At 34.6% G+C, this 12,574-nt stretch carries 8 protein-coding genes; 6 read left to right on the top strand and 2 right to left on the bottom strand.

Going from position 1 to position 12,574, the window contains the following annotated elements:
* Positions 1 to 47 precede the first annotated feature (47 nt).
* The 5 genes from M0214_RS08940 to M0214_RS08920 all read left to right on the top strand — a co-directional run bounded on the left by M0214_RS08940 (position 48) and on the right by M0214_RS08920 (position 7,317).
* Positions 48 to 566: an RNA polymerase sigma factor gene (locus tag M0214_RS08940; RefSeq protein WP_248722223.1), complete on the top strand. Its 519-nt coding sequence runs from the start codon at positions 48 to 50 to the stop codon at positions 564 to 566.
* A gap of 115 nt (positions 567 to 681) precedes the next feature.
* Positions 682 to 1,593 carry a FecR family protein gene (locus M0214_RS08935; protein ID WP_248722222.1) on the top strand — a complete coding sequence of 304 codons (912 nt, stop codon included), beginning with the start codon at positions 682 to 684 and terminating at the stop codon, positions 1,591 to 1,593.
* A complete protein-coding gene (locus M0214_RS08930; RefSeq protein ID WP_248722221.1) occupies positions 1,586 to 3,940 on the top strand; it encodes a FecR domain-containing protein in 2,355 nt (784 codons plus the stop codon). Before M0214_RS08935 ends, M0214_RS08930 begins: the two co-directional genes overlap by 8 nt.
* Positions 3,941 to 4,044: 104 nt before the next feature.
* Positions 4,045 to 5,682: a DUF1800 family protein gene (locus tag M0214_RS08925; RefSeq protein ID WP_248722220.1), complete on the top strand. Its 1,638-nt coding sequence runs from the start codon at positions 4,045 to 4,047 to the stop codon at positions 5,680 to 5,682.
* 12 nt (positions 5,683 to 5,694) lie between these two features.
* Positions 5,695 to 7,317: a DUF1501 domain-containing protein gene (locus tag M0214_RS08920; protein ID WP_248722219.1), complete on the top strand. Its 1,623-nt coding sequence runs from the start codon at positions 5,695 to 5,697 to the stop codon at positions 7,315 to 7,317.
* Positions 7,318 to 7,331: 14 nt separating this feature from the next.
* Here M0214_RS08920 and argS read toward each other — a convergent pair whose 3' ends face one another.
* Complete coding sequence (gene argS / locus M0214_RS08915; RefSeq protein WP_248722218.1) at positions 7,332 to 9,116, bottom strand: arginine--tRNA ligase; 1,785 nt, start codon at positions 9,114 to 9,116, stop codon at positions 7,332 to 7,334.
* 431 nt (positions 9,117 to 9,547) lie between these two features.
* Between argS and M0214_RS08910 the strand changes: the two genes are divergently transcribed.
* Positions 9,548 to 11,617, top strand: coding sequence for an ATP-binding protein (locus M0214_RS08910; protein ID WP_248722217.1), 2,070 nt, complete (start codon positions 9,548 to 9,550; stop codon positions 11,615 to 11,617).
* Here the strand turns inward: M0214_RS08910 and ctlX are convergent.
* Positions 11,614 to 12,552 (bottom strand): citrulline utilization hydrolase CtlX, encoded by a 939-nt coding sequence (gene ctlX, locus M0214_RS08905; RefSeq protein WP_248722216.1) that lies wholly within the window; start codon positions 12,550 to 12,552, stop codon positions 11,614 to 11,616. The genes M0214_RS08910 and ctlX overlap by 4 nt on opposite strands.
* Positions 12,553 to 12,574 lie beyond the last annotated feature (22 nt).

The following is a 12,574-nucleotide window of genomic DNA, read 5'->3' as shown; positions in this document are numbered from 1 at the left end:
TCCAAGTTTCAAAACCTTTATTTTAGTGGCTCCAACTACCAATAAAAATGAGTAAACAACTGCACGATAATATCTGCGCTGAGCATATTTTTTCTGCTATATTTAAAAAACACGCCAAAGACCTACACAATTTTCTTTATTACAAATTCGGCGATTTATTAAATCCAAAAGATAAAGCTCAAGAAGCTTTTGTTAAGCTTTGGGAAAACTGTGCAAAGGTTGCACCAGATAAAGCCAAAAGTTTTCTTTTTACTACTGCCAATAACCTTATGCTCAATGAGGCTGCACACCAAAAGGTTGTTTTAAAACACCAGCAAATAGCCAAACCTAAATTGAGCACCAATGAAAGTCCTGAGTTTTTAATGCGTGAAAAAGAATATAGCGTCAAATTACAAAATGCCTTGGCTAATTTAACAGAACCTCAACGTGTTGCTTTTATGATGAACCGTGTTGAAGGCAAACGCTTTAAAGAAATTGCGGAATTATTAGGCATCTCTACCAAAGCTGTTGAAAAACGCATATACGGCGCATTGAAAAAACTAAGGGAAGATATTAAGGAGTTGTAAAAACCCTAGTCCTCAATTGGAAGTATGCACTACAAACACTGAACACTGAAATTCAATTTCTCATAAAAAAATAAATGACAAGGGTAGGAAAAAATTAAAGTTAATTGTTTTATAGTTGAATAAAGGAAAAATGGAAAGAGAAGAACTCATATTAAAATGGTTAAATAACGAACTTAACGACCAAGAACTTCAGGCTTTTAAAAGCCTTGAAGACTATGACGATTTAGTAATGTTAAATAACAACCTACACGCTTTTAAGGCTCCGGAATACGATGCCAACAAAGAGCTTGAACATGTTCTCTCGTCCATCACAAAAAAGAAAACAGAAAAAAACCTGTGGCTTAAACCATTAATGCGTGTTGCTGCAATTTTAGCAATATGCTTCAGTCTTTATTATTACACCACCACAATAGACACTACCATTACCACAGATTTGGCTCAAAAAACCACAGTTGAATTGCCAGACAACTCAAGCGTGGCCTTGAATGCCGAATCGGCCCTGATATTCAACAAAAGTTCCTGGAAAAACAACAGAGAAGTAGAGTTACAAGGCGAAGCCTTTTTTAAGGTCGCAAAAGGCTCTTCTTTCAACGTTAGAACAGAAACAGGTACTGTTACTGTTTATGGAACACAATTTAATGTAAAACAAAGAAAAAATTACTTTGAGGTTATTTGCTACGAAGGTTTAGTTGGCGTTACGTTCAATTCTCAAGAGACAAAATTAAATCCTGGCGACAGTTTTTTAATTTTAGATGGGGAAATTATTGCTAAAGAAAAAGAAAACGGCTTAACTCCTTCGTGGCTTAATAACGAAAGCCAATTTAAAAGTCTACCATACAAACAGGTTATTCAAGAATTTGAGAGACAATACAATGTAAATATTACTTTGATTGGCGTAGATTCTAACGAAAAGTTTACCGGCAATTTTACTCACGACAGTATTGAGGTTGCATTAAAATCTATTACATTACCTTTACACTTAACTTATAGTCAATCTAACGATACTATAATTTTAAAGCGTGAATAAAAGCAAGCACCTACTTCCCTTTTTTGTCTTGTTATTTTTTTTGAATGCTTCTCATTCAAGGGCACAAAGCATTCAAAAAGAAAAACAACCCCTTACTGCTATTTTAAAAATTTTAGAAGAGTCATATAATGTGAGCTTTTCTTATGCGGACAAAACCATAGAAGACAAAACAGCCACATTACCACCAAAGGAACTCCCTCTTGAAGAGGTACTGCGGCTGCTAAAAAAAGAGACTAAACTAGATTTTGAATTACTGAACAATAGATTTATTGTAATAAAGCCCATAAAAAAAAAGCGTACCAGTTTTAGGGTTCAAAAACTAGAGGAAGTCGTCATCAACAACTACTTAACCACTGGATTAACAAAACTTAATGATGGTTCTGTAACGATAAAACCTGAAAGTTTTGGCATTTTACCGGGATTAATTGAACCCGATGTGTTGCAGACCATTCAGTTCTTACCTGGGGTTTTAAGTACCGACGAAACCGTTTCGAATATTAATGTAAGAGGAGGAACACACGACCAGAACTTATTACTTTGGGATGGTATAAAAATGTATCAATCCGGACATTTTTTCGGACTCATTTCTGCATTTAACCCTTACATAACTAAAAAAGTTAATGTCTATAAAAACGGTACTAGCGCCATATATGGAGATGGTATTTCCAGCATTATAGACATGCAATTACCCGATGAAATAGATAACGAATTTAAAGGAGGAATTGGTTTAAACTTTATCAATGCCGATGGGTTCGTAAAAATCCCAATTTCAGACAACACTCAATTACATCTATCCTCAAGAAGATCCATAACAGATGTAGTTGAATCTGCAACCTACGAACAGTATTTCAACCGTGTTTTTGGAGACTCTGATTTTAGTAACAGAGGTAGAAATTCACTATCTCAAAACGAATCGTTTTATTTCTACGATATCACGGCTAAACTTCTTGTAGACCTCACAGAAAAAGATAAGTTAAGACTCAATTTTTTAAATATCAATAACAAATTTGATTACGATGAACAGTCGCGCATAAATAACAGAACCGAAGTTTTAAACAGTAAACTGTCTCAGCAAAATATATCGGTTGGGTTGACCTATCAACGCGATTGGAATAGTCAGTTATCTACATCGATACAAGCATATGCTTCGAATTACGATCTAGATGCCACCAATCATGATATTTTAAACAACCAAAGATTAATTCAAGAAAATCGTGTAAACGACAGAGCGATAAAGCTAAACATTAATTACAAACACAACCAAAGACTTTCATTCATTAGCGGCTATCAGTTCAATGAAGTTGGAATAAGTAATTTAGAAGACGTTAACAATCCGCTATTTAGAAGCTTCATTAAAGAAGTTTTAGAAACGCATGCACTTTATGGCGAAACCTCGGTTCTATCCTATGATGCCAAAACCAAATTAAAATTAGGCGCGCGGTTAAATTACATTGATAAATTCAATAAATTTATTTTTGAACCTAGATTACGCTTCAGTCAACGTTTTTTAAATGGTTTTAGATTTGAGGTCTTAGGCGAATTTAAAAGTCAAGTAACTTCACAGAGAATAGATTTACAAAATGATTTTCTGGGCATTGAAAAGCGTAGATGGATATTATCCAATAACCTCGTAGAGGAGACCCAAATAAACAATCAAACCGTTTATCCAGTTCCAATACTAAAAAGCAAACAGGTTTCTGCCGGAATTCACTACAACAAAAACAAATTATTGGTTAGTGCAGAATCATACATAAAAAAAGTAGACGGCATAACCGCAAGGAGCCAAGGTTTCCAAAACCAATTCCAATTTTCCAATAGCATAGGTAGTTACGAAATAAAAGGTATTGACTTGCTGTGTAACAAACAATTTGATGATATTTTTAGTACTTGGGTTTCTTATTCAATTAGCAACAACAATTATATGTTTCCTGATTTAAATGATGGGAAAAAATTCAGGAATAACGTAGACATAAGACATGTACTAAGCTTTGGAGGAAATTATACCTATAATAATTTAAAACTTGGAGCTGGATTAAACTGGAATTCGGGAAGGCCCAAAACACTACCTATTCGCATTGAAGTCGATGATATAGGGCAACAATCCATAATTTATCAAAATCCAAATGCTGCTAACTTAAGCAAATATTTTAGGGTAGATTGTTCTGCAACATATACACTGGATGTATCTAGAACTTCAAGAGCTGTTTTGGGTGCTTCAGTTTGGAATATTTTAAACAGGAAAAACATCATCAATGAATACTACACAATAATAGATGATGAAATTACTTCGGTTAAAAACGAATCGTTAGGAATCACCCCAAATGTAAGTTTAAGATTTCATTTTTAAATATAAAATACCGTTCATCGATGAAAAAAACTCAAATACAGACTTTTACGAATGGTTTTTAGATGTTGAAACATTTTATTTATTACATTGAAAAAAAATAGTTCATGGCTTCACTTAATCCGCTCAGTTCAAATTTAGACCTAAGGAAGGCAAAACACCTGCTTAGGAGAGCTACTTTTAACTATAACAAAGCAGAGTTAGATGCATTAGTTGGACTCACTGCTACCGAAGCAGTTAATAGCCTAACATCTAACACACCATATGTAATCAACGAGCCCTACGATCCTCTACCCACATCGTCTCCAGACGGCTTTTGGACCTCTTCAAGTGAACATCCAAATTCTTTCGATGGTCAAGGCAGGAAAAGAGCTCATGTAGCTGCATGGTGGTGGCACAATGCTGTAAATCAAACTACTTTAAAATATAAGTTGTCATTCTTTTTGCATACCTGCTTTACAGTAGGTAAAGACTCTGGTGTCGGCGCAGCAACATTCTTTTTTGACCACCTTCGCTTACTGGATTTTTATGCCCTTGGGAATATTAAAACATTGGCAACAAAAATCACTTTAGATAATGGTATGCTGGATTATTTGGATAATACTCAAAATAACAAAAACAATCCTAATGAAAACTATGCAAGAGAGTATCTAGAACTATTTACCATTCTAAAGGGGGAACAAATTGGAGAGGATAATTATACTAATTATACCGAAATAGATATCCAGCAAGCTGCCAAAGTCTTTTCTGGATTTAAAAAGAAAGGTGACAGAAATGGTGACATTGACCCCGAAACCAATATACCCATTGGGTATATCAATGCAAATCAACACGACCCAAAAGACAAAACGTTTTCCAGCGCATTTAACAACCAGGTAATTACTGGAAGAAACACAAAAGAAGGTATTTTAGACGAGCTGAAGGACTTTGTTGATATGGTGTTTTCTCAAGAAGAAACCTCTAAGTCATATTGTAGAAAACTCTACAGGTATTTTGTAAAAAGTAATATTTCAGCATCGGTTGAAACCGACATTATTACACCTCTTGCGGAAATAATGGTTAATAATAATTATGAAATTTTACCTGTAGTAACGGCACTGCTATCTAGTGAACATTTTTATGATGCAGATGACGACGATAGTACAGACCACACGATAGGCGCTATAATTAAGAGTCCATTGCAATTACTTTCTGAAGTCGTTTCCCTGTTTGAAGTGAAATACCCTGATCCAGAAACACAAGCTCTATGGTATTACAGAAACTTCTTCTTGAGATACATACACAATGCCTATTTTAAAAGCTCGGGAATGGAGTTTTTCAATCCAGATTCTGTAGCCGGTTACCCTGCATATTATCAAGAGCCTGGATTTGACAGAAATTGGTTTTCTTCAAATACGATTATAGGCAGATATACCCTCATGCCCGTTTTATTTACTAGAAATAATATTTATACAGATATTGATACAGTTATTTTCGTTGAAACTAAAATTGACCCCGAAGAGGCTAAATACCCTGAAACATTAATTTTAGCTTTGGCCAACTTAATGTTTCCTGAAAACATCGACACCGACAGAACAGACTACTTTAAAAGCATATTATTAGGTGGTGCAGGCGATTATAATTGGACTGGTGCATGGTTACAATATATTAACACGCACAGTGAAGATGATAAAATCACAGTTAAAACCAGACTTGATTCGTTAATTCTTTCTTTGGTTAATGCAGCAGAATTTCAACTAATGTAAAAGTCTAAAATCATGAAAAGAAGAAATTTTATAAAATTATCGGCAACCGCTTCTGTTATTGGACTTACTCCGTTTCAAATTCAAGCTGCTTTAAAAACTTTTATTCCTATAAATTGTCCGGATATTTCTGGCAGAAAACTGGTCTTAGTTAACCTTAGAGGTGCGAACGACGGTTTGAACAGTATTGTTCCGCTTAACCAATACGATGTTTATAGTAATCTTAGACCTACCATAAAAGTGCCAGAAAGCGGACTTAACAAATACATCACTCTAGACAGTACTTTACCAGAAGAACAACAGGTTGGTCTAAATCCGGCATTAGCAAGTTTTAAACCGCTTTACGAAAAAGGTATTTTGAGAATCGTTCAGGGTGTTGGTTACCCCTCGCAAAATAAAAGTCACTTCAAATCTACAGATCTTTACTTTACCGGAAACGACGGAAACAGTATGCAGAATGGTTTAGACACCGGTTGGATGGGTAGATTTATGGAACAATATTATTCAGATTTAATAGTTGAGTCATTCCCTTTAGCCATTGAAATTGGTTCAAACCAGACCTCGCTTGGGTTTCATGCTGAAGAAGCTCATGGTCTGTCTCTTAACATAACGGGGCAAGATCCAGCTGGTTTTTATAATGTTATTAGTGGTTTGGGAGGAGAAAACCCAACAAATATTCCAGATTCAGATTACGGAAAACAGTTAGAATTTATTAGCAATACCGATAGCCTAACAAACACTTATGCTGCCTCTATATCAAACGCGTTTAACAAAGGTAAAAATGATGTTACTTATCCAGATACAGATTTAGCAGATCAATTAAAAACTGTGGCACGTCTAATTAGTGGCGATTTAGGATCTAAAATATACATGGTAAGAATTGGTGGGTTCGATACACACAACGCTCAAGTACAAGCACAGGGCGATGTTTTAGGAAGACACCATGCCTTGTTAACTGAACTCTCTGAGAGTATCGATGCTTTTACAGCCGACTTAGAAAGTCAAAATCTATCTGAGGATGTTGTTGGCGTTACGTTTTCTGAGTTTGGTAGAAAAGCTGCCGAAAACGGCAATCTAGGAACCGATCATGGTGAAATAGCGCCAATGTTTATATTTGGAAAACCCGTCTCTGGAGGTATGACAGGAATAAACCCCGATTTATCTGAGGCCGTTCAGGATAATAACTGGCAGATTAAAACTGTGCAATATGACTACAGGCAGACCTTTGCTACTTTACTTCAGGATTTCCTTGGAGCAGACAATGCTATTATAGATAATACATTCTTTAACCACTCTTTAAATGATAGTTTCACTAATTTAAAAATTGAAGATATTTTAAGAGCTGAATATGACATTTCTAAGAATTGTGTTTCCAACAGCAATCCAGGCGAGGGAAATCCAAAAAACTGGCTCTTATACCCTAACCCATGTAAAGATTACATAAACATGTCTGGTATCACTACTTCTGAAACAGTAAGTTATAGAATTTATAATTCGTCTGGGCTTTTCCTTACAGAAAGCTCTAGTACGATAGTAGATGGCAGCGCTGAAGTTGCTATGTTTACACTAAGTTCTGGAGTTTATTTCATTGAGATTTTAGGTGGCAAAAAAGAAATCCATAAAATCATTAAAATATAGCTAGTAATTTAAAATTACATTCGCTCAGGAACATTAATTCCCAATACTTGGAACGCATTTTTAATGGTAAAAGCTACTACTTTAGATAGTTGTACCCTAAAGTTTTTTTCATGCTCGTTATCAGCTCCTAAAATCGATACATTTTGATAGAATGAATTAAATTCTTTTACCAATTCATAGGTGTAATTAGCTATTAGTGCTGGACTATGTTGAGATGCCCCATTCTGAATGATTTCAGGAAACAATTGTAACTGTTTAAGCAGCGCTTTCTCTTTATCGTGCAAAGCTATTTGAGAGGCATTTAATTTAACATCTGCATTTAAATTAGCTTTTCTAAGTATAGATTGAATTCGGGCATAAGTATATTGGATAAAAGGCCCTGTATTACCCTGAAAATCTATAGATTCTTTGGGGTCGAATAAAATTCGCTTTTTAGGATCTACTTTTAATATATAATATTTTAAAGCACCTAACCCTATAGTTTTGTATAATTGTTTCTTTTCTTCTTCAGAATATCCGTCGAGCTTACCTAGCTCTTTTGATATTTCTTCAGCTGTAGCAGCCATTTCATCGATTAAATCATCGGCATCGACAACTGTACCTTCTCTACTTTTCATTTTGCCACTTGGCAAATCTACCATACCATAACTCAAGTGATATAAGTTATCTGCCCAATCAAAACCTAATTTCTTTAAAATTAAGAACAGTACTTGAAAGTGGTAATCTTGTTCATTTCCAACAGTATAAACCATACCACCAACATCTGGAAAGTCTTTAATTCGCTGTATAGCGGTACCAATATCCTGAGTCATATAAACGGCTGTTCCGTCTGCGCGCTGTACAATCTTTTTATCAAGACCTTCATCTGTTAAATCGCACCAAACAGAACCATCTTTTTCGGTGTGAAAAACACCCGACTTTAAACCTTCGGTTACAAATTCCTTACCTAGCAAGTAAGTATTGCTTTCGAAATATAAACTATCGAAATCTACTCCAAGATTTTTATACGTTTCATTAAAACCTTCATAGACCCAATCGTTCATGCTTTTCCAAAGGGCTACGATTTCGGCATCTCCAGACTCCCATTTTCTCAACATTTCTTGTGCCGATAACAAAATTGGAGCATTCTTCTTAGCTTGTTCTAAATCTTCTCCTTTAGCAACTAAACCTTCTATTTCCTTTTTGTATTCCTGATCGAACTTTACATAGTAGTTCCCGACTAACTTGTCACCTTTAAGACCTGTGCTTTCAGGAGTTTCTCCATTACCAAAACGCTGCCATGCCAGCATGCTTTTACAAATATGAATACCCCTGTCGTTGATAATTTGTGTCTTGTAAACTTTCTTTCCACTAGCTTTTAAGATTTCGGAAACACTATAACCCAAAAGGTTGTTTCTAATATGTCCCAGATGCAAAGGTTTATTGGTATTAGGCGATGAATACTCAACCATAACAGCCTTTTCTTCGGGATTATGAGACTTAAAACCATAATCACTGTTGTTTGTAATGTTACTAAAAAAGCTAAGGTAATACGAGTCACTAATTTCAATATTCAAAAAGCCTTTCACAACGTTAAATGCGTTAACGTCTCCAACATTTTCTACCAAGTAATTTCCAATGGTCTCTCCAATGTGAACGGGGTTACCTTTTACATACCTAAGCATAGGAAAAATAACAACTGTTATGTCTCCTGCAAATTCTTTTCTCGTCGCTTGAAATTCAACAGATTCAATTTCTACATTAAACGTTTCTAAAACGGCTTGTTTTACATGTTTAGATAAGGTATCCTGAAGGCTCATTAAATATTTTTTAGGTGAGCAAAGATAAAGTTTTCTTCTAATAAAAATAAAGCAAAATAAATAGGATGACATTTAAACAACATAACTTAAAAAACTCATAATTAAGATATTATGATAACACACGAAATACGTTCCAAAACAAAGTGTATTTCATCGAGCAAAGTGCATTTTTCCCATGTTTTTTACCGTTCGTCTATTCGTCGATTTTTTCCGAAAATACAGGGTATCATTTTATCTAATTTATCGGTAATAAAACCTAGAAATTAGATTATGAAATGGGATTTTCCAAATTTTGTCTAGAGAGCTATTATCACTCAATATTTCTTTGGGGATATTAAAATACTGACAAACCATTACAACTTTATAAAGTTATCTTACTTTTCCCTCAAAATAAGACATCTTTTTTGGGTTGTTTTATTATGTTAAAATTGATGAGGAAAGTATTTACTTTAATTTTTTGTTTATCCATGTGCATTGGTTTTTCCCAAACCAATAACATAGATAGCCTCTCAATTGAACTAGCTTACCAAACTCAAGACTCCCTTAAAGTCGATACTTCATTGAAACTTATAGAATCTCTTTACGAGATGGGCGAATACGACAGAGCCCTGAAGTATATTGTACAGAGCGAAAAGCTATCTAGTAGTATAAAATATGACAAAGGAATTGCTCAAATCACATACTACAAAGCTCTTATCTATTCCCAAAAAAATGATTTCATCAATGCTCTTGACGGTTACGAAAAAGCCAAATCTCTTTTTAAATCGCTAGGTGACACATTAAATGTTGCGAAAGTAAACAACAGCATTGGTCTTATAGAAATTAAACGCGGAAACTATGCTTTAGGACTTCAATACGCTCTAGCCTCAATTGAGGAACTTGAAAACAGAGGTCTACAAAAAGAACTTAAACTAGCATATAGTAGTTTAGCAAAAGCATACAAAAACATAAAAGCTAACGACAAAGCTATTGAGTACTTTGAAAAAGCATTGCTTATTCAGCTACAACTCAACGACAAGAAAGGCATTAACATTTCGCATAAAAATCTAGCCGAGTTATATTCCTTCAAAAAAGAGCATAGAAAAGCTATTGAGTATTACGAGAAAGTATTGGCAACGAATACCCATGATTCTATTAAAGCTGCTATTTACCCCAAATTAGGTGGTGAATATTTATTGTTCAACAATTACGATAAAGCGACCGAGTACCTCATTAAAGGTTACAATACTGCTTTTAGAAATAACGACAAGGCTAACTTGCTAATTGCCTATAATTACTTAGGAGACTTAAACATTCAACAAAACAGATTAGTAGTTGCGGAAAAACAGCTTATAGAGGCTGGAGTTATTGCCAAAGAACTAAACAACAAACAAGAGTTATTAAAACATTACAAACTTAGGAAAACCTTAGACTCTATAAGACGTAGGTTTGACAGGGCATTTGTCTGGCAACGGGAATATTACAACCTGAAAGACCAAATCGAAAGCGAGAATATTTTAACAAAAAACACAAAACCTAATATTCCTCTTGAATTTGACCCAAACTTTGATAAGCCAAAAGAAAAGGCCATTCCACAAAAAGATACTAATGCAGCTACTTCGGAAACAGCTCAAATAAATTCAAAATTAGATAAGTACAAACTTATCTTTTATGGTTTATTGGCTGCCCTTGCTATTGTTACTACGTTTCTTGTTTTAATATACTTAAGACGAAACAGTAGTATTAAGTATATGCAAGAACTCGAAGAGAAGAATATTAAGATTAAATTACAGAACCAAGCTTTCCAGGAACAGACCAAACACCTAGAGAATGTAAATAATGTGAAGGACAAACTATTCTCTATTGTTTCTCATGATTTGAAGGATTCCCTCTCTTCCATCAACGGCTTTATTGAATTATTACGTGATGGCTCTCTTTCTAGAGAAGAGTTTGATAACCTTATACCTGAATTAAGTGAGAATGCCCACAGTGCCTCTTTATTACTTTTTAATTTGCTAAACTGGTCTAAATCTCAAATGCACGCCTTAGAACCAAAACCTAGCTTATTTGATGTACAAGAAGTATTTGAGGATAAAATTAAACTTGTTGACAATAGAATGGAAAGTAAAGGAATTACATTAGTAGACCATTCTCTCAGGGATTTTGCTTATGCCGATAGAAGTATGTTTGAAATTGTGATTCAAAATCTACTAGCCAACGCTATTAAATTCTGTAAGAGTGGTGACACGATTACCATATCAAACCATATCAGTAATGGGAGTTGTATTGTTAGTATTGCCGATACTGGAATAGGTATTTCTAAAGAGAATATGGAAAAGTTGTTTAAGAACACTTCCTTCACAACTACTGGAACCAACAACGAAAAGGGTACCGGCCTAGGGCTTTCTATCTGTAAAGAACTGGTTGAACTAAACCATGGGAAAATTTGGGTAGAAAGTACGGCAAATGTTGGTAGTACGTTTTACGTGCAGTTACCAAAATCGAGACCATCAGACGCTTAATTAGTTTTAGGTAAAAATACCTCTGCCATCATACATCTGGCACTTCCACCGCCACAAGCCTCAATGGTATCTAGAGAATTTGAAATTATAGGGCAATGTTTTTCTATTTGTTTTATCTGCTTCGTTGTAAGACTTTCATAAGCAGCTTTACTCATCACCAAATACAATTGATTATCCCGTCCTTTAACCTGCAACATGTTACCCGCAAAACAATTGACTTGTTCTTCAGAAATAGAAATGATTTCTTTACCTGTTTCCTTTAAATGTTTTATTACATTTTTTCGTTCTTTTTTGTCATCTATGGCCTCTAAACAAATGACGGAAAATGTTTCGGCCAAACACATCATCACATTGGTATGATAAATAGCTTTCCTTTGGGTATTTACAGTTTGATTCGCCGTAAAAACTATAGGGTTATAATCAAAATCTTCACAAAACTCTATAAATAAACCTTCATCTGCTCTTTCTGATAAAGCACAGTAGGCGTTCCTGTTCACTCTATCCAATAATAAACTCCCTGTACCTTCTAAAAAAATATCTTCTTCCTCAGCTGAAGCGTAATCAACAATATTTTCAATTTGAAAACCTTGTTCCTCTAAAATAGTTAGGACGTCTTCCCTTCTTTCATGCCTTCTGTTTTCTGCAAACATGGGATAAATCCCAACCGTTCCGTCTTCATGAAATGAAATCCAATTATTTGGAAAAATAGAATCGGGCGTATCAAATTCATCCGTATCAGATACCACAATCACATTTATGCCAAAAGACTTTAACGTATCAACAAATAAATCGAATTCTTCCTGTGCCTTCCTATTCACCGAAGCTGGCAATAAACCATCAATCACTTTTTGATAATAGTTATTCACAGCAGTTTGCTCATTCATCCTGAAATTTATAGGACGAATCATCAATATAGTATTTGTTGTTTGTTGCATTTTTAATTTTAAATAACAAAAA

The sequence above is a fragment of the Seonamhaeicola sp. ML3 genome, assembly GCF_023273855.1.
Classification (GTDB): Bacteria; Bacteroidota; Bacteroidia; order Flavobacteriales; family Flavobacteriaceae; genus Seonamhaeicola.
This window is presented reverse-complemented; position numbering and strand designations above follow the sequence as displayed.